Source organism: Pseudomonas protegens, from assembly GCF_003732485.1.
GTDB lineage: Bacteria > Pseudomonadota > Gammaproteobacteria > Pseudomonadales > Pseudomonadaceae > Aquipseudomonas > Aquipseudomonas protegens_B.
In genome coordinates, this window is record NZ_MOAK01000038.1 from 17,825 (window position 1) to 34,725 (window position 16,901).

Below are 16,901 nucleotides of genomic sequence, written 5' to 3' on the forward strand. Positions count from 1 at the left end.
GCCGCTCTTGATCTGCAGTTGCAGGCCACCGAGCAACTTGACCCCCGGCAGCGTCCAGCCGGGAAACGGCACGCTACGCTCGTGGCAGCCGGCCGCCAGCAACAATTGCCCATAGGCCACCTGCTGCACCTGCTCGTCGGCATCCAGCAGCATCAGGCTGTCGTAGCCCTCGGCGCCGATCACCCGGCTGTTGAGACGTACCTCGATCATCTGTTCGTGATCGCCGAAATCGCCGTGCAGCTTGGCCAGCATGTCGCAATAACGCGGCCCCAGGTAATCCAGTTGCACGCCGTCGCGCAGCGGACCGCGAAAGACTACGCCGCCCAGGCGCGAGGCTTCTTCGATCAGGGTGCTGCGCACGCCGTGCTCGGCCAGCTCGATGGCCGCCGCCATGCCCGCCGGCCCACCGCCGACAATCACCGGGTTCAGGCTCATACCGTAGGCTCCGTCTCGCTGATGCGGTTGCTCAGGGTCTGCACCTGCATCCCCGGCTTGACCAGGGTCTGGCAGGCGCGGCGCTTGTGGCGGCCGTCGATCTGCACCAGGCAGCAATGGCACACGCCCATGCCGCAGTAGGCGCCCACCAGTTGCCCGTGGTCGTTGCGCGCCACCTGGCGCAGGCCGGTGGCCTGGATCACGCTGAGGACTGTTTCACCCAGGGCGGCAGTGACCGGCTGGCCGTTGAGACTGATGGTCATGTCCGCATGCTGCAGCGGCTGAATATCAAAATTGCGGTCTATCTGACGCATTGCGGTTCATCCGTGAGAAGTGAGAGGGGTTACCGGCATCCTGCCGTCCGCTGTCCTGGGGCGAAGATGGGGTAACACCGCGGTTCCGAAGACTCTGTCGGAACCGAGCGCGGGCCAATCTAGTGCGTTTGTCCGGCAGGAACATTGATCTGGGCCAAGCAAAAGGCCGGAGCGCACCCAAGCACTGCCCCCCTCTCCCAGACTTGCGACACAGGCCACAAAAAAGCCGCTGCCGGCAGGAGCCGGCAGCGAAGCATGGACAACGGGCAACCCGTGTCGGGAAGGTGCCTAGTGCATGAAAATGGCGATCAGGATAATCACCGGGATCGGCACACCGAGGAACCACAACAGTAATGAGCGCATGGGAAATCTCCTGGATCAGTGAACGGGAGTCGGGGCCACGGTGCGCGGCTGGACGTCGGTTTCAATCCAGACCACGGCATCCCGGCGACGGCCGCCGAAGGTCGCCGCCAGACTGGCGAAGAAAGCCCCGCAGAGCAGTGCAATGAACATCCACAACGCCGACCAGGCGGCCACCTTGGCGGCACTCTCTGCCGCTTCCTGGGCCGCTTGCTTGGCCTCTGCCACGGCCTGGCGAGTCTTGGCGAACACCTCGTCGACCCGACGCTCGGCGTCGGCCTGGCTGAGATTGGTGCGCTGGGCCACCAGTTGCGCCAGGTAGCTGCGATCCTCAGGCGAGAGCTGACCGTCGTTGTTCAAGGTGCGCACGAAGATCCGCGACACCGTGCCCCGCGCCGCATCGTCGCTGACCGCCACCGGGCGGTCATCACGGAACAGGCTGTCGACGAAATAGCCGTAATCGTCCTGGGAACCCTGGGCTGCCGCCTGACCGGCCACTTGGGTCGCGGCGCTGGCGGCCCCGGAAGCGACCTGGGCACCGGCCTGCACACCGCCACCGATGACGCTCGTGACCGAGCCCACCACCAGGGCCGCGGTCACCAGGGTGGCCACGGCCCAGGCCAGGAAGCCATGGGCCGTGTCACGGAAGTACACTTCATCGCCGTGCAGGTTGGCCCACTTCACCCGCAGGCGCCCGGCGATGTAGCCGCCCAACCCGGCGGCCAGAATCTGCGTCAGGGCCAGCCAGACAATGCTGGAGATACCCAGCCCCTTGGCACTGATGCCGCTGCCGGCCCAGGGCGAGACCGCAGAAAAGCCCAGGCCCACGCCCAGCAGTAAAAGGATCAGGGACAAGGCTGCGGCCGCAGCGGCGCCGGCGAAGATCGCCGCCCAGGACACCCCCGAGTAATGACTCGAGGCATACGCGGTGGCGAGCAGGTGTTCAGAGGGTCTGTTCATTGTTGTTCTGCTCCAGGCATGAAAAAGGGTGTTACACGTCTCGAAGGGAGAAGTGCAGTCACCGTGCCAGTTGCACGAACTTTATAAACGCTTCTGTTTCAACGGGTTGCAGTAAACAAACAAACCTGGATCGTGCAATTTACCGTCCAGGGCCTTTTGCGGCAGGCGTTCTGCACGGTCAGCCCCGACCTTTGGCCCGCAGGTAGTAATACAGGTCCCGCGCCTTGCTCCAACCCAGACGCGCCAGCACCGACACAATCAGATACCCCAGCAGCACCTGCCCCAGCACCACCGGAGAAGTCGGGCCCAGGGTCAGCAGCAAGATGCACAGCGGCAGGCTGGTCCAGGCGCTCACCCGCAGATTGCACAGCATCAGCAGGCACGGCACCAACGCCGTGAATGGCGTCAGCATGACAATCCGCATGCCCATGTCGCGCACGATGTCCCAACTGTAGGCGGGCATGACGACATACATATCGATGGCCACCGGCAAGCTGATCATCATCTGCATCAGGGTATTGATCAGCAGGCTGGCGAGCAGCAACAGGACCAGCTGTTTGCCACGGGAGCTTTTTTTCATCAGGAACTACCTTGTTCGGAAAATTCGACCGCTGCCATCAGCGCCGTTTGTAGCTTTTGTTGCCACTGGGGGTCAGGCAATAGACCCCGCCCCGAGGCCCGGTGCAAAAACTGCCGCTGCCGCAGCTGCAGCCCTGGGCATCGCGCAGCAGGGGCTCGGCCCGTGGGGTGCCGGAGCGCTGGCCGAACATCAGCGCGCAGTGCTTTTTTGATGCGCTGATGGAGCCATCGTTGCACAGGAACAGCTCGCCGTCGCAACCGGCGATGCCGCCCTTGCGCCCGGAACAGGGCTGGTTGGCCGCCAGCACCGCGCTGCTGCACAGCGCCATCAGGCAGAGAAAGGACAATGGCTTCCAGCCGACCCGGGACAGGCCCGTCATGGATGTGCCTCCTGGCCATAAAAGTGGCGCGATAATATCAGGCAGCGCGGCCTCTGGCAGGGGCTTGTTCAATGTCTGGACAGAGGCCCGGCGGCGTAGATGAAAGTTTTTTTAGAATTGCGGCCGCCGTTTCTTGGCAAAATGCCCGCCTGTGTCACGAACCGCTAAACAGGTAACGCCTATGACCCGCATTCTGACCATCGAAGACGACGCCGTGACCGCCCGGGAAATCGTCGCCGAACTGAGCAGCCACGGCCTCGACGTGGATTGGGTGGACAATGGCCGCGAGGGCCTGGTGCGCGCCGTGAGCGGCGACTACGACCTGATCACCCTGGACCGCATGCTGCCGGAACTGGACGGCCTGGCCATCGTCACCACCCTGCGCACCATCGGTGTGTCGACGCCGATCCTGATGATCAGCGCCCTCTCCGACGTCGATGAACGGGTGCGCGGCCTGCGGGCCGGTGGCGACGACTACCTGACCAAACCCTTCGCCTCCGACGAGATGGCGGCCCGGGTCGAAGTGCTGCTGCGGCGCAAGAACACGGTCAAGGATTTCGACACCAGCCTGCGCGTGGCGGACCTGAAACTGAACCTGATCAGCCGCGAGGCAACCCGCGCCGACCAGTTGCTGAGCCTGCTGCCCACCGAATACAAGCTGCTGGAATTCCTCATGCGCAACACCGGGCAGATCCTCTCGCGGATGATGATCTTCGAGGAGGTCTGGGGCTATCACTTCGACCCCGGGACCAATCTGATCGACGTGCACATCGGCCGCCTGCGCAAGAAGATCGACCCGCCCGGCATGACCCCGTTGATCCGCACCGTGCGAGGCTCGGGTTATGTCATTGCTGAACCCCTCTAAAGGCTGGCGTTCCTCCAGCAGCCGCCTGCTGGCGCTCTACAGCACGCTGTTCGTGGCCTGGAGCTGCATCCTCATGGGGGTGCTGTACTACGAGGTCTCCACCTACCTGGACAGCCTGGCCAAGCACTCGCTGATGCAGCGCCAGCACCTGTTCGCGCGCTTCGAGGGCGACCAGCTGGTGGAAGCCCTGACCACCAGCATGACCTTCGACATGCGCGCCATCGACGCCTACGGCCTGTTCGATGAACAGCGCCGGCCCCTGAGCGGGCCGATCCGGCAGATACCCGACGACCTGCCCCTGGACGGCAAGATCCACGAACTGAAGAACTGCATCGACTCCGACGACCCGAGCCTGCCCCGCGACAGCTGCGACGCTGTGGCCACCCACACCCGGGATGGCCGCTGGCTGGTGCTGGTGCGCGACAACGGCTCGCTGTTCGCGGTGACCCGGATCATTCTCCACGCCCTGCTCTGGGGCATTTCCCTGACCATCATTCCCGGCGCCGCCGGCTGGCACCTGCTGCGCCGCCGGCCCTTGCGACGCATCCGCCAGATCCAGGCCAGCGCCGAAGCCATAGTCGCCGGCGACCTGACCCGACGCCTGCCGCTGTCGGACCGGCGCGACGAGCTGGACATGCTGGCGGCCATCGTCAACGCCATGCTCGAACGCATCGAACGGCTGATGCACGAGGTCAAGGGCGTGTGCGACAACATCGCCCACGACCTGCGCACCCCGCTGACCCGCTTGCGGGCCCAGCTCTATCGCCTGCAGCAACAGGCCGAGGAAGGTTCGCCCCAGGCCCTGCAAATGGACCAGTTGCTGGCCGAGGCCGACACCCTGATGGCGCGCTTTCGCGGGTTGCTGCGGATTTCCGAACTGGAGGACCAGCAGCGGCGCTCGGGCTTCCTGGTGCTCGACCCCCTGCCCCTGCTGCAGGAGCTCTATGACTTCTACCTGCCCCTGGCCGAGGAAGGCCAGTTGACCCTGGTGCTGGATGTACCGGCGAGCCTGCCCAGCCTCACCGGTGACCGCGCCCTGTTGTTCGAGGCCCTGGCCAATCTGCTGAGCAACTCCATCAAGTTCACCCCACCGGGGGGCGAAGTGATTTTGCGGGGGAGCGACGACGACGGCAGCCCGCGCCTGGAAGTGCTCGACTCAGGCCCCGGAATACCCGCAGCGGAACGCGCGGCGGTGTTCCGGCGCTTTTACCGGGTGGATGAAACCAATGCCCAGGGCGGGTTTGGCCTTGGCCTGTCGATCGTCGCGGCGATTGTCAGCCTGCACGGTTTCAAGCTTGAAGTGGGCAGCAGCGAACGCGGCGGCGCGCGCCTGAGCCTGGATTGCCGGCCGAACCTGATCGCCGACAATTGATCCCGGCCTCCACGACCCTGTGACCCTGCAGCCGCTGCTGAACCTTGGCGAAGCAGCGAAAAGGCCAGCAGGGCCTTGCTTGACGACCTTGCGCCGAACCTTCCGCGCGCTCACGCTCCCGGTGTCTTCTGCGGCGCAATGCCGCCCAAGCCGTTCGCAGCCTGCGGCAGTGGCTACAGGGCTTTGGGCAGTTGCCAGCCGTAACGCACCGAGAGCATGCGCAGGGCGAAACAGACGGTGCCCGCCAGCCAGGCTGGCCATAAAGGCGATCACCATCACCCCCAGCAGGTCCAGTTGGGCGCGCATGGCGCTGATCGCGCCCTCCACGGCAAACACCGCAGTGCCCGCCAGATCCGCCACCAGCACGATGTTTTCCAGGCGCCGGGGCAAGCCCTGGGCCCGGGCGTTCATGGGCCCGTCCAGAAAAGCGAGGTGATCAGGGAAATACGGCGCGGCAACAAGGTTGAAGGCATGCCGGGGCACCTGCAAAAGGCTGGCGATGACGGCCGGGAACCCGACCGTCGACCCTTTGCTTATAGTTCAGGCCGTCGGCTGTCGCCATCGACCGGCCCCGATGCAAGGCCGGGGTCAGGGCGCCAGATCGAGCTGGCCCAGGGAGTTGCTGCCCAGCTCATAGAGCAGTTCGTCGATGATCTTCTGCACATCGGCCTCGCTCTGCAGCGCCCGGGCGCTGAGCCCGGTCACCACCAGGTCGACCCGGCCGCTGGCCGGCTCGAACACCCGCAGGGTCAGGGTGCCGTCACCGGCGTTGCTGAAGCTGCAGGCCAGGGGCGCCAGGCGCTGCTCGATACAGGCGCGCAACTGCGCCAGGGTGAATGCCGCCGGCATTTCAGCGGCGCCGCAGCAGCAGGCCTGCCAGCAACCCGACGCCGGCCAGCAGGGCCACGCTCAACAGCGGTTTGTCCCGTACCCAGCGCGCGCCCTGATCCAGGGCCTGGCCGTACTTTTCCTGCAATTGCCCGGCGGCTTCCCGGGCCATGCCGCGGGCTTGCAGTTGTTCATCGTCCAGCCACTCACCTACCACGGCCTCGGCCTTGCCGGCGACCTTGCCCACTGTGCCCTTGATCTGTTCGCTAGCCACGCTGGCGCTCCTTCTACTGCGGTTCATAAGTGGCAGAGGCCCGATACAGAGCCCTGCGCAGAATCACAGCATAGAAACGCCGGCCCCTGGGCAAAAGGCGCATTTGCACTGGTTGTACTGGTGCATTTGCACCGGGTCAGCCGGCACTGCCGGCAAACAGCCCGCGCTCCCGGGCCCAGACAATGGCCTCGCCGCGGCTGTGCACATCGAGCTTGGAATACAGGGTGGCCACGTGATTGCGCACGGTGTTGGGGGCCAGTTGCAGTTGCGCGGCGATTTCCTTGTCCGCCAGCCCCTGGTAGATCAGCCCCAGGACCTCGCGCTCGCGGGTGGTGAGGTCGGCAGAGGTTACTCCCGGGGCTTGCGCGTTGCGGGTGTTGCGCACATTGGCGAGCTTTTCGATCAGGGTCTGGCTGAACCAGGAGGCATCGCGCATCACCTCCTCGATGGCGCCCACCAGCTCCAGCTCCGAGCGCTTGCGCTCGCTGATGTCCATCAGCACCAGCAGGTAGCAGGGGCTGCCCTGGATCAGCACCGTATCGGCGTAGGCCACGCAGTCCACCTGCTCGGCGCCCTTCTTGCGCACCTTGAGATCCAGGCCCATGACGTTGCCGCTCTTCTCCAGGCGGCCGAACAACTGCTCGGCCGCCTGGGGCTCGGCGATAAAACCGATGTCCTGCACGGTCTTGCCCAGCAACTCTTCGCTGCTGTAGCCGCAGGTGTCGAGAAAGGCTTCGTTAACATCGACGATCTGCTGTTCGGCGCTGCACACCAGGGTCGGCACCGGGGTCAGGCGGAACGACTTGGCGAAACGCTCCTCGCTCTGGCGCAAGGCGATCTCGGCCTTGCGCCGCGGCTCCAGATCCATGAAGGAAAACAGCATGCAGTCCTCGTCGTTGATGTCCAGCGGCTGGCCGGCGACGATCACCAGCTTGCTGCCGCCCTCAGGCAGGCGCAGCTCGGCCTGCATCTGCGGAATGGTCGCACCCTGCCCCAGGCGTTCAACGGCCAGCTCCTTGTGCTCGGCGTCTTCCAGCACGTCCAGCTCGTACACCGAACGGCCGATCACCTGGTCCCGGGCATAGCCGGTCATCTCCAGAAAGCCCTGGTTGACCTTGATGTAGCGCAAATCCCCCAGGCGGCAGATCACCGCCGGCGCCGGATTGGCGTTGAAGGTCTTCTCAAAGCGCTGCTCGGCGCTGGCCCAGTCGGTGGCGTCACTGAGGATCAGCACCAGGGACTCCGGCGCGCCATTGCGGTCCTCGAGGATCATGCTGCGCACCCGGTGCACCCAGTGCCGGGGTTCGCCATCGATCTCGGCCTGGACCTCCACCACCACGTCGCTGAAGGTTTCTCCGGCAGCCACCCGGTTGATGGGGTAGCTGTCCAGGCCCAGTGGATGGTTGTTGCGGTAGCGCAAGGCATAGCGCCGGGCATATTCGCGCAGATTGCCGCCCAACTGCTCGACCGTGCTGACGCCGTGCATGGCCAGGGCCGCTTCATTGGCCCAGAGCAGGGTCCGGGCCTTGTCGGTCTCGATCAGGATCACCCCGTCGGACAGGCCGGAGATGATCTGCTGCAATTGGCGGCGGTTGGTTTCGGTGGCAAGTACGGCCTGGCTCATGGCATCTCCGGAAGAACCCGACGCTGCGCCAAACATCCCGCACGCCGGAAAAAGGGGCTGCAACTACGACCACGGCGCGCCGCCATCGTGCCCCGGCCCGAGCGCTGGAGCCCCTTTGGGCAACGGAGTAAGCTGCCCCGTCCGGATTGCAGGCCAGCCGCCAGTCCGGCGACACTGGCCAGCCGCCCCTCAAGGAATGACGCATGATCACCATCCGTGAAGCCGACAGCCGCGATATCGACACCCTCCAGGCCATTGGCTGCGCCACCTACCGCGAGCACTTCGCCGCGATCTGGAGCACCGAAGGCATGCAGCAGTTCCTGGCCCAGGACTTCGCCCCCGCCCCCCTGGAACAGTCCCTGGCCGACAAGCACCTGCACCTGTGGCTGCTGGCCCTGGACCCGCAGCAGCAACCCATCGGTTTTGCCAAGCTCAACTGGAACCGGCCACTGCCCGATGGAGCCCGGCGCGGTGCCGAACTGCAGAAGATCTATCTGCTCAAGTCCGAGGCCGGCAAGGGCTATGGCCGCCGGTTGCTGGAGCATGTGCTGCAACGGGCCAGCGCTGCCGGTGAGCCCTGCCTGTGGCTGGACGTGCTCAAGAGCAACAGCGGCGCCCGGCGTTTCTATGAAAGCGCCGGCCTGCGGCAGGTCGACGAGGTGCCGTTCAGCACCGACCTGGAACAGATCGGCATGTGGGTGATGGCCTGCGACCTGCCGCGCACCGGCGAACGCCCGGCCTGAGGCTCAAGATCCCGTCCAGGGGCAGCGCCTGCTCCGTCACCCCCTCCCTCCAGAACCCTGCGCGTTCAGCCCTCCCAGCGGCCTGAACGTGCGGCGCCCGCAACAAAGCGACTAGTCCGAATAGACGATGTCCAGCCCCCGCTGCATTTCCGATAGTCCCTTCCCCCCCTCCACAACCCTACGGTACCTCGACGCAAAAACAGACATTCAGAGGCAGCAATGAAAAAAACAACAACGCCTTACGCTCTCTCCGCCTTGCTCGCAGTTCCCGGTTCCTTGCTCCTGTTCAGTCCCCCGCTGGCCGCCCTGGTCTTCGAAATCGGCGACGACCTCAACGTGCAGAACAGCAACGTCGTCTCCTATGGCCTGGCGCACGGCAAAGCCGGCCCGGGCCCTTGGCGGGCGCAACAATGCCAACGGCAACGACGGCAACAACGCTTTCGACCGGGGCAGCCTGATCACCCATCGCCTGGGCCTGGTCAGCGACGCCGACTTCAACTTTCGCCGTGACTTCGGCCTGTTCGTGCGCGCCAGCGCCTACTACGACAACGTCTACCAGCGCCGCAATGACAACCACACCGGCACCTCGAACTGCTATGCCGCCGGGCAATGCTCGCGCCCCGACCAGTTTTCCAGGCCCACCCGCGACGCTCACGGCGGTGCCGTGGAAATGCTCGACAACTACCTGTATGGCAGTTGGCAGGTCGCTGACAGGCCCTTCAACCTGCGCCTCGGGCGCCAGGTGGTCTACTGGGGCGAGAGCGTCTACAACGGCAACGGCATTGCCTCGACCATGAGCCCGTTTGACGCCAGCAAATCCAACGTGCCCGGGGTCGAGATCAAGGAGCGTACCCTGCCGACCGGCCAGCTGTTCGCCTCCTACAGCCTCACCGACGCGCTCGACCTGCAGTTCTACTACCAGTACGAGTGGAAGAAGAGCCGACTCAACGCGGTCGGCAGCTACTTTTCCACCACCGACCTCCTCGACAGGGGCGGCTACAGCAACTCCACCGCTCAACTGGTCCGCTTGAAAGATGACGAACCCCGCGACAGCGGGCAGTTCGGCCTGGCCCTGCGCTATGTCGCCCAGAGTCTGAACAACACCGAGTTCGGCCTCTACCGCCTGCGCTACCACAGCAAGACACCGGTGGTGGACAACCTCAGCCGCCGCGGCAGCTACCAGGCGCGCTACTTCGAAGGCATCGAACTGTATGGCGCAAGCTTCGCCACGGTCGTGGTCGACACCAACATCAACGGCGAGATCAGCATCCAGGATCGCCTGCCCCTGGCGATCGACCTCGGCGGCGTCCGCCACACTGCCCGCGGCAGGACCGGCCAGGTACTGCTGTCGATGACCCACGGCTTCGGCCAGACGCCCTTTTCCGACAATTTCACCCTCAATGGCGAGGTCGGCTACAACCGCGTCCTGAGCAACGACAGTGCCTACCTGCCCCAGCGCAACCCCAGTGACAAGCTCTGGAACGACCGTTCGGCCTGGGGTTACACCTTGCGCGCCAGTTCGCGCTACATCGAGATCATGCCCGGCTGGGACCTGACCATCCCGCTGTCCTTCAACCAGGGGGTGAACGGCAATTCCTCTCTGGGCAGCTACAACCAGGGCAGGAATCGGCTGTCCCTGGGCGGCACCCTGGAGTACCTCGGGAACCTCTCCCTGGAGGCCGTCTACAACGCCTACCTGGGCAGCCCCCGGTACAACAACCAGAGCGATCGCGACCACATCGCCCTGAACGCCAAGTACAGCTTCTGACCCTCGCCCAGACAACCGGAGAACATTCCATGTCCTGCCAAACGCAATTCCCTGCCTTTGTGCTCGCCGGCCTGCTTGGCCTGTGCCCCCTGGCCCAGGCCGCGCTCAGCGAGGCCGAGCTGGCTCGCCTCGATCAAGATCTCACGCCCGTCGGTGCGGAGCGTGCCGGTAACGCCGACGGCAGCATTCCAGGCTGGTCCGGCCAGTGGCGCGGCACTCCGCCCCATGTGCAGTTCGCCGGCAGCGGCTCGCTGTACCCCGACCCGTACGCCAAAGAGCGCCCGTTGTTCAGGATTACCGCGCAGAACCTGGAGCAGTACCAGAACCGCCTCAGTGACGGCCAGATCGCCCTGTTCAAGCGCTATCCACGCAGCTACTGGATGGACATCTATCCCAGTCATCGCGACATGCGCCCGAGTGCGAAAATCGAAGAGCAAATCCGTGAAAACGGGCGCACCGCTCGACTCACCGAGGATGGCAACGGCGTCACCGGGGCCTGGGGCGCGTCGCCGTTCCCGATCCCGAAAAACGGCAACGAACTGATCTGGAACCACGCCCTACAGGGGCGGGGGCCCGGCGAGGAAGGCGTCTACAGCCTGATCGTCACCCTGGCCAACGGCAAGCAGGCACGTCAGGTCCAGCATCACCAGACGCTCAATATCTGGACCAACCCGGACAGCCCCCGGCAAGACGACCGCGACGCCATCAACAGCCACTTCATGTACCGGACCCTGGAACCGGCCCGGGAGCTGGGCAAGATCACCTTCGGCCACGGCTTCGTCGATCCGGTGGCCAACGCCCAGCAGAGCTGGCAATACGACCCGGGTAGCCGACGGGTGCGACGCGCGCCCAACGTCGGCTACGACAACCCTTCCAGTGGCGCCAGCGGCGGCCTGCGGGTCAACGATGACAGTCGCATGTTCAATGGCGGCACCGACCGCTACCAGTGGACGATCATCGGCAAGCGCGAGCTGTTCATCCCCTATCACAACTATGCAATCAGCGACCCCGCGACCACCCTGGCCAAGCTCACCGAAACCATTGGCCACCCCAACCCCGAGGCATTGCGCTACGAATTGCACCGGGTATGGGTACTGGAGGCCAGCCTCAAGCCCGGCAACCGTCATGTGTATGCCAAACGCCGCTTCTACATCGACGAAGACACCTGGGGCGCGGTCATGGCCGACAGCTATGACGCCCGCAACCTCCTCTGGCGCACCAACCTGCAGACCACCTTCTACGCCTATGACACCCAGAGCTATCAGGCTGGCCCATCGGTGTATCACGACCTGATTTCCGGGGCCTATCTGGTGGATCGCCTGACCAATGAGCACGGCCCGATCCGCCTGACGGACCTGGCCCACGATGCCAGTGATTTCACCCCCGCCGCCGTGCGCAAGCGCGCCAAATGAAGACTCACGGAGAGCACAACATGAGCCGATTCGACCTGGCCCTCGGGGCCGCCCTGCTGTGCACCATCGCCACCGCCAATGCGGCCCCTGCCGAGCAGCCAGCGCCCCCGCAAGACCTGCCCGCCAGCGAACACCGGGCGCTGCGCGCCCTGGACCTGGCAAGCGCACCCAACCTGCGCGACCTGGGTGGCTACCGCACGGCCGACGGACGTAGCGTGAAGTGGGGCCTGCTGTATCGCGGTGGAGCCCTGGACACACTCAGTGCCGAAGATCAACACAGGCTGCAAGGCCTGCAACTGCAGCGTGTGGTGGACCTGCGCAGCCGCGAGGAAATCGCCGACGCCCCCGACCGCCTGCCGCCTGCGCTGATGGAGCGGCGGATCGAGATGCCGATCAGTGCCGGCAACATCGACATCCGCGAGCTGACTCGGCGCATCAACAGTGGCGCCACCGCCGAGCTGCACCTGGACGATGTGCTGGTTCGGGCCAACATCCAATTCGTCCGCGAGCAGAGCCCGCTCTTCCGAGCCTGGCTGCATGGCCTGCTCGATGACCAGGGCACCCCGGTTCTCTACCACTGCACCGCGGGCAAGGATCGCACCGGCTTCGCTTCGGCCATGGTGTTGCTGGCCTTGGGGGTGCCGGAAGCTACGGTGATGGAGGACTATCTGGCGTCCAACCGCTACCTCGGGGAAAAAAACCGCCGGATCGCCGAACAAGTCAGGCTCGCGTCAAAAGGCCGTACCGATCCTGCCCTGCTACAGCCCTTGCTAGGCGTCGAGGCGCGCTACCTGCAAGCGGCGTTCATGGCCATGCGCGAAGACTACGGCTCGGTGGAGAACTACCTGCGCGAGGGGCTGGGGGTCGATGCCGCATTTCGCTCGCGGCTGCAAAGCAAGTTCCTCGAAACCGCCACCCCCTGATCAGCACCGGCACTCAGAGACCCAGGGCCTTGAGCCGCCGGTACAGGGTCCGCTCGCTCAGGCCCAGGGCCCTGGCCAGCTCACTGCGCGAACCCTCGAACACCTCCAGGGCATGGGCCAGTTGCTCCAGGTCCTTGCTGCCGCGGCGGCGGCCCGGCGGCGCTGCTGCCGGCGTGCTGCGCAGCTCCGGCGGCAGGTCCGCCAGGCGGATCACCCCGTCGTCGCTGAACAGCCGCGCCCGTTCGAGGATGTTGCGCAGCTCGCGGATATTGCCCGGGTAGGTGTACAGGCTCAGTTGGGCCAGGGCCTGGGGATCGACCCGCGGCACTACCCCGGGGTCAAGCCGGCGCAGCAGGCTGTCGATCAGCAGTGGCAGGTCGTCGCTGCGTTCGCGCAAGGCCGGCAGGCGGATCGGGAAGGCGCTGATGCGGTAGTACAGGTCCTGGCGGAAGCTGCCGGCGGCGACCATTTCCTTGAGCGGCTTGTGGGTCGCCGCCACCAGACGGAAATCCGAGTGCACGGTGCGCAGGCTGCCCACCGGGCGAAAGCTGCCGGACTCGATCAGGCGCAGCAGTTTGACCTGCATGGCCAGGGGCACTTCGCCGATCTCGTCGAGAAACAGGGTGCCGCCATGGGCGGCTTCGGCCAGGCCGATCTTGCGCTGCAGGGCACCGGTGAAGGCGCCCTTTTCATAACCGAACAATTCGCTTTCCAGCAGGCTTTCGGTAAGCCCGGTGCAGTCCACCACCACCAGCGGCCCGCTGGCCCGGGGGCTGCCGTCGTGCAGGGCGCGGGCGAACAGCTCCTTGCCGGTGCCGGATTCACCCTGGAGCAATACCGGGATCGGTGCCGGTGCCGCCCGCTGCAAGGCGCTCAAGGCTTCGTTGAAGGCCGGCGAGCGCCCCACCAGGCCCTTCTGCTGGGGCTGTACCGAGGCCACGGCCACCGAACTCAGGCGCTCGACATAGGCCACCACCGTGCCGTGTTCGCCAATGATCGGCCGCAGCTCCACGTCCACATGCTCCGGCCCCCGGGGCGTGTGGTGGATATGCAGCATGCGTTCCGGCACACGGCTGTCATGGGCCTTGCGCATTGGGCAATGCTCGCCAGCCTGGTCGCAGGGCACGGCGAACTGATGGGAGACCCGGTAGCACTTGGCGCCCACGTGGGGCTTGCCGGCCACGCCGAACTGGCGCTGGTAGGCAGTGTTGGCGGCGATGATGTTGTAGTCGGTGTCCAGCACTATGGTGGGCTGCGGGTCGTGTTCGAGGTAGGACACCAGGGCGGACATCGGCGGCGGGACTAGGTCGGTGGCAATCAGGGACATGGGCAACTCCGGGGCAGAGGCGGCAGCTTAAAGCATGGGCGCCGTCACTGCCATTTTCTGCCAGCAACTGCCAAACAACTGCCAAGCCCGGGTGACAGTCCTGGCGATAATGCATCACCAGGGGGAGGAAAAACCGTCTAAACCAATGAACAGGCGCCATACGACGCCGTTTCGGGTTGGCATGCTTATTGACACTTCAAGAAACGAGCGTCAGCGCAGACTGCCCTCACCTTCATTGCCTGGAGTGCCCCATGATCATCAGCGACACGCTGCGTGTAGAAGCCTTTTTCGACAGCCATACCTGGACCATCAGCTACCTGGTGATGGACCTGGCCAGCCGCCACTGCGCATTGATCGACAGCGTGCTGGACTACGACCCGAAATCCGGCCGCACCCACACCGAGTCCGCCGACCGCCTGATCGCCCGGGTGAAAGAGCTGGACGCCCGGGTCGACTGGATCCTGGAAACCCATGTGCACGCCGACCACCTGTCGGCCGCCGCCTACCTCAAGGCGCAGCTCGGGGCCCAGGTGGCCATCGGCAACCAGATCACCCGGGTGCAGAAGACCTTCGGCGCGCTGTTCAACGAAGCCCCGGCCTTTGCCCGGGACGGCAGCCAGTTCGACGTGCTGCTCGAAGACGGCGCCGAATTCGCCATCGGCGGCCTCACCGCGCGGGCCATGCACACCCCGGGGCATACCCCGGCCTGCATGACCTACCTGGTACAGGTCGGCGACGAAACCCTGGCCTTTGTCGGCGACACCCTGTTCATGCCCGACTACGGCACCGCCCGCTGCGACTTCCCCGGGGCCGACGCGCGGACCCTGTACCGCTCCATCGGCAAGATCCTCGCCCTGCCCCCGCAAACCCGGCTGTTCATGTGCCACGACTACCTGCCCAACGGCCGCGAACTGCAGTACATGACCACCGTCGCCGAGCAGCGCGCCAACAACATCCACATTCACCAGGGCGTCGACGAAGACAGTTTCGTGACCATGCGCGAAGCCCGCGACGCGACCCTGGACATGCCGGTGCTGATCCTGCCTTCGGTGCAGGTCAACATGCGCAGCGGGCACTTCCCCGAGCCCGAGGACAACGGCGTGAGCTACCTGAAGATTCCCCTCAATACCCTATAACGACTACTCCACACGGAGACCTTGCCATGCGTCCCATCAACCCGGCCCTGCGCGCCGTCGACGGCAGCCACCAGGTGCTGATCGTCGGCGGCGGTGCCGCCGGCATCGCCGTTGCTGCCAGCCTCATGTCCCGCGACCCACACCTGGACGTGGCAATCATCGACCCCGCCAGCAGCCACTACTACCAGCCCGGCTGGACCCTGGTGGGCGCCGGGGTGTTCAGCGCCCAGTCCACCGAACGCAGCATGGCCGCGCTGATCCCCAAGGGCGTCAAGTGGCTGCAGCACGCCGTCAGCCTGTTTGAACCGGACAACAATGCCCTGGTGCTGGATGACGGCCGCGTGCTGGCCTATGACCAACTGGTGGTCTGTCCCGGGCTCAAGCTCGACTGGGCCGCCATCGACGGCCTGCCCCAGGCCCTGGGCAACCACGGCGTGACCTCCAACTACCGCTATGACCTGGCGCCCTACACCTGGCAACAGGTGCAGCAACTGCAACAGGGCGAGGCGCTGTTCAGCCAGCCACCGATGCCGATCAAATGCGCCGGGGCACCACAGAAGGCCATGTACCTGTCCTGCGACCACTGGCTGCGCCACGGCCGCCTGGGGCAGATCAAGCCGCGCTTCCTGAATGCCGGCGGCGTGCTGTTCGGCGTCGCCGACTACGTGCCGGCGCTGATGGAATACGTGAAGAAGTACGGCATCGAGCTGGATTTCGGCCACAACCTGGTGGCGGTGAACGGCCCGGCCAAGCGCGCGACCTTCGTCCGCACCCTGGCCGACGGCAGCCGGGAAACCCTGGAGCGGCCCTTCGACCTGCTGCACGTGGTGCCGCCGCAATGCGCCCCGGACTTTATCCGCGCAAGCCCCCTGGCCGACGCTGCCGGCTGGGTCGATGTCGATCCCCATAGCCTGCGCCACAAGCGTTTCGTCAATGTCCACGGCCTGGGGGACGCCACCAACACCAGCAATGCCAAGACCGCCGCGGCGGCGCGCAAGCAAGCGCCGGTGGTGGCCAACAACGTGCTGGTGGCCCTCAAGCGCCTGACCCGGCTGGCCCAGTACGACGGCTACGGCTCCTGCCCGCTGACCGTGGAACGGGGCAAGATCGTCCTCGCCGAATTCACCTACGGCGGCAAGCTGGCGCCGAGCTTCCCGCGCTGGCTGCTGGACGGCCGCCAGCCGACCCGTCGCGCCTGGTGGCTGAAGGAACGGATACTGCCGCCGCTGTACTGGCGCGGCATGCTCAAGGGCCATGAATGGCTGGCACAACCAACCCTGGCCACGGACACCTCGAAGACATGAATGAACACAGTCTGCTGGGTGCCGGGCTGGGCACGCTGATCGGCGCGATCCTGGCCCTGACCGGCGCCGGCGGCGGCATCCTCGCCGTGCCGCTGCTGGTGTTCGGCCTGGGCCTGAGCATGGTCGAAGCTGCTCCTATCGGCCTGCTGGCGGTCGGCCTGGCCGCCAGCGTCGGCGCAGTCCTGGGCTTGCGCCAGGGCATCGTGCGCTACCGCGCGGCGGGGTTCGTGGCCGGCATCGGCATCCTCATGGCGCCGCTGGGCCTGTGGCTGGCCCACCGCCTGCCCAACCTGCCGC

16 protein-coding genes and 3 pseudogenes are annotated in these 16,901 nt (G+C 65.6%); 9 read left to right on the forward strand and 10 right to left on the reverse strand.

Annotated features, from left to right (window positions below; all coding sequences use genetic code 11):
* The 5 genes and pseudogenes from hcnB to BLX41_RS09200 all read right to left on the reverse strand — a co-directional run.
* Nucleotides 1–435: pseudogene (hcnB, locus tag BLX41_RS34870) on the reverse strand (cyanide-forming glycine dehydrogenase subunit HcnB); the annotation flags it as partial.
* A complete protein-coding gene (hcnA, locus tag BLX41_RS09185; protein WP_102864437.1) occupies nucleotides 432–749 on the reverse strand; it encodes a cyanide-forming glycine dehydrogenase subunit HcnA in 318 nt (105 codons plus the stop codon). The pseudogene hcnB and the gene hcnA, both read right to left, overlap by 4 nt.
* A gap of 378 nt (nucleotides 750–1,127) precedes the next feature.
* On the reverse strand, nucleotides 1,128–2,069 hold the full coding sequence (locus BLX41_RS09190) for a hypothetical protein (protein WP_123724631.1): 942 nt from the start codon (nucleotides 2,067–2,069) through the stop codon (nucleotides 1,128–1,130).
* 178 nt (nucleotides 2,070–2,247) lie between these two features.
* Nucleotides 2,248–2,649: a hypothetical protein gene (locus BLX41_RS09195; protein ID WP_123724632.1), complete on the reverse strand. Its 402-nt coding sequence runs from the start codon at nucleotides 2,647–2,649 to the stop codon at nucleotides 2,248–2,250.
* Nucleotides 2,650–2,686: 37 nt separating this feature from the next.
* The gene (locus BLX41_RS09200; protein ID WP_123724633.1) at nucleotides 2,687–3,028 is read right to left on the reverse strand and encodes a YdcA family protein; all 342 of its coding nucleotides are present in this window, start codon (nucleotides 3,026–3,028) and stop codon (nucleotides 2,687–2,689) included.
* A 181-nt stretch (nucleotides 3,029–3,209) separates the two neighbouring features.
* Here BLX41_RS09200 and BLX41_RS09205 point away from each other — a divergent pair, with 181 nt between their 5' ends.
* Nucleotides 3,210–3,893 (forward strand): response regulator transcription factor, encoded by a 684-nt coding sequence (locus BLX41_RS09205; protein ID WP_123724634.1) that lies wholly within the window; start codon nucleotides 3,210–3,212, stop codon nucleotides 3,891–3,893.
* On the forward strand, nucleotides 3,871–5,265 hold the full coding sequence (locus BLX41_RS09210; protein WP_123724635.1) for a sensor histidine kinase: 1,395 nt from the start codon (nucleotides 3,871–3,873) through the stop codon (nucleotides 5,263–5,265). Before BLX41_RS09205 ends, BLX41_RS09210 begins: the two co-directional genes overlap by 23 nt.
* Before the next feature lie 252 nt (nucleotides 5,266–5,517).
* Here the strand turns inward: BLX41_RS09210 and BLX41_RS37080 are convergent.
* From BLX41_RS37080 to BLX41_RS09230, 4 genes and pseudogenes are all read right to left on the reverse strand, one after another.
* Nucleotides 5,518–5,676 (reverse strand): annotated as a pseudogene (locus tag BLX41_RS37080) (TRIC cation channel family protein); the annotation flags it as partial.
* Nucleotides 5,677–5,853: 177 nt separating this feature from the next.
* On the reverse strand, nucleotides 5,854–6,114 hold the full coding sequence (locus BLX41_RS09220; RefSeq protein WP_123724636.1) for a DUF1652 domain-containing protein: 261 nt from the start codon (nucleotides 6,112–6,114) through the stop codon (nucleotides 5,854–5,856).
* A 1-nt stretch (nucleotide 6,115) separates the two neighbouring features.
* Nucleotides 6,116–6,367 carry a CsbD family protein gene (locus tag BLX41_RS09225; protein ID WP_011060865.1) on the reverse strand — a complete coding sequence of 84 codons (252 nt, stop codon included), beginning with the start codon at nucleotides 6,365–6,367 and terminating at the stop codon, nucleotides 6,116–6,118.
* Nucleotides 6,368–6,503: 136 nt separating this feature from the next.
* The gene (locus BLX41_RS09230) at nucleotides 6,504–7,991 is read right to left on the reverse strand and encodes a PAS domain S-box protein (protein ID WP_123724637.1); all 1,488 of its coding nucleotides are present in this window, start codon (nucleotides 7,989–7,991) and stop codon (nucleotides 6,504–6,506) included.
* Between the two features lie 203 nt (nucleotides 7,992–8,194).
* Between BLX41_RS09230 and BLX41_RS09235 the strand changes: the two genes are divergently transcribed.
* The 4 genes and pseudogenes from BLX41_RS09235 (at nucleotide 8,195) to BLX41_RS09250 (ending at nucleotide 12,837) form a co-directional block, all read left to right on the forward strand.
* On the forward strand, nucleotides 8,195–8,734 hold the full coding sequence (locus BLX41_RS09235) for a GNAT family N-acetyltransferase (protein WP_123724638.1): 540 nt from the start codon (nucleotides 8,195–8,197) through the stop codon (nucleotides 8,732–8,734).
* Nucleotides 8,735–9,074: 340 nt separating this feature from the next.
* Nucleotides 9,075–10,502 (forward strand): annotated as a pseudogene (locus BLX41_RS09240) (DUF1302 domain-containing protein); the annotation flags it as partial.
* Nucleotides 10,503–10,531: 29 nt separating this feature from the next.
* On the forward strand, nucleotides 10,532–11,914 hold the full coding sequence (locus tag BLX41_RS09245; RefSeq protein ID WP_123724640.1) for a DUF1329 domain-containing protein: 1,383 nt from the start codon (nucleotides 10,532–10,534) through the stop codon (nucleotides 11,912–11,914).
* Between the two features lie 20 nt (nucleotides 11,915–11,934).
* Nucleotides 11,935–12,837 (forward strand): tyrosine-protein phosphatase, encoded by a 903-nt coding sequence (locus BLX41_RS09250; RefSeq protein WP_185073472.1) that lies wholly within the window; start codon nucleotides 11,935–11,937, stop codon nucleotides 12,835–12,837.
* A 13-nt stretch (nucleotides 12,838–12,850) separates the two neighbouring features.
* Here BLX41_RS09250 and BLX41_RS09255 read toward each other — a convergent pair whose 3' ends face one another.
* Nucleotides 12,851–14,164 carry a sigma-54 interaction domain-containing protein gene (locus tag BLX41_RS09255; RefSeq protein WP_123724642.1) on the reverse strand — a complete coding sequence of 438 codons (1,314 nt, stop codon included), beginning with the start codon at nucleotides 14,162–14,164 and terminating at the stop codon, nucleotides 12,851–12,853.
* Nucleotides 14,165–14,415: 251 nt separating this feature from the next.
* On the opposite strand from BLX41_RS09255, the gene BLX41_RS09260 reads away from it, so the two are divergent.
* The 3 genes from BLX41_RS09260 to BLX41_RS34875 form a co-directional block, all read left to right on the forward strand.
* The gene (locus BLX41_RS09260; RefSeq protein ID WP_123724643.1) at nucleotides 14,416–15,300 is read left to right on the forward strand and encodes an MBL fold metallo-hydrolase; all 885 of its coding nucleotides are present in this window, start codon (nucleotides 14,416–14,418) and stop codon (nucleotides 15,298–15,300) included.
* Between the two features lie 26 nt (nucleotides 15,301–15,326).
* Nucleotides 15,327–16,604 (forward strand): NAD(P)/FAD-dependent oxidoreductase, encoded by a 1,278-nt coding sequence (locus tag BLX41_RS09265; RefSeq protein WP_123724644.1) that lies wholly within the window; start codon nucleotides 15,327–15,329, stop codon nucleotides 16,602–16,604.
* A partial coding sequence (locus BLX41_RS34875; protein ID WP_259744602.1) for a sulfite exporter TauE/SafE family protein occupies nucleotides 16,601–16,901 on the forward strand: 301 nt, incomplete at its 3' end. The genes BLX41_RS09265 and BLX41_RS34875, both read left to right, overlap by 4 nt.

Bases quoted from the DNA above. Each gene is read 5' to 3' on its own strand.
- BLX41_RS09235 (WP_123724638.1), top strand. From the start codon at position 8,195: ATGATCACCATCCGTGAAGCCGACAGCCGCGATATCGACACCCTCCAG.
- hcnA (WP_102864437.1), bottom strand. From the start codon at position 749: ATGCGTCAGATAGACCGCAATTTTGATATTCAGCCGCTGCAGCATGCG.
- BLX41_RS09245 (WP_123724640.1), top strand. From the start codon at position 10,532: ATGTCCTGCCAAACGCAATTCCCTGCCTTTGTGCTCGCCGGCCTGCTT.
- BLX41_RS09230 (WP_123724637.1), bottom strand. From the start codon at position 7,991: ATGAGCCAGGCCGTACTTGCCACCGAAACCAACCGCCGCCAATTGCAG.
- BLX41_RS09195 (WP_123724632.1), bottom strand. From the start codon at position 2,649: ATGAAAAAAAGCTCCCGTGGCAAACAGCTGGTCCTGTTGCTGCTCGCC.
- BLX41_RS09200 (WP_123724633.1), bottom strand. From the start codon at position 3,028: ATGACGGGCCTGTCCCGGGTCGGCTGGAAGCCATTGTCCTTTCTCTGC.
- BLX41_RS09220 (WP_123724636.1), bottom strand. From the start codon at position 6,114: ATGCCGGCGGCATTCACCCTGGCGCAGTTGCGCGCCTGTATCGAGCAG.
- BLX41_RS09250 (WP_185073472.1), top strand. From the start codon at position 11,935: ATGAGCCGATTCGACCTGGCCCTCGGGGCCGCCCTGCTGTGCACCATC.
- BLX41_RS09205 (WP_123724634.1), top strand. From the start codon at position 3,210: ATGACCCGCATTCTGACCATCGAAGACGACGCCGTGACCGCCCGGGAA.
- BLX41_RS09210 (WP_123724635.1), top strand. From the start codon at position 3,871: ATGTCATTGCTGAACCCCTCTAAAGGCTGGCGTTCCTCCAGCAGCCGC.
- BLX41_RS09265 (WP_123724644.1), top strand. From the start codon at position 15,327: ATGCGTCCCATCAACCCGGCCCTGCGCGCCGTCGACGGCAGCCACCAG.
- BLX41_RS09255 (WP_123724642.1), bottom strand. From the start codon at position 14,164: ATGTCCCTGATTGCCACCGACCTAGTCCCGCCGCCGATGTCCGCCCTG.
- BLX41_RS09190 (WP_123724631.1), bottom strand. From the start codon at position 2,069: ATGAACAGACCCTCTGAACACCTGCTCGCCACCGCGTATGCCTCGAGT.
- BLX41_RS09260 (WP_123724643.1), top strand. From the start codon at position 14,416: ATGATCATCAGCGACACGCTGCGTGTAGAAGCCTTTTTCGACAGCCAT.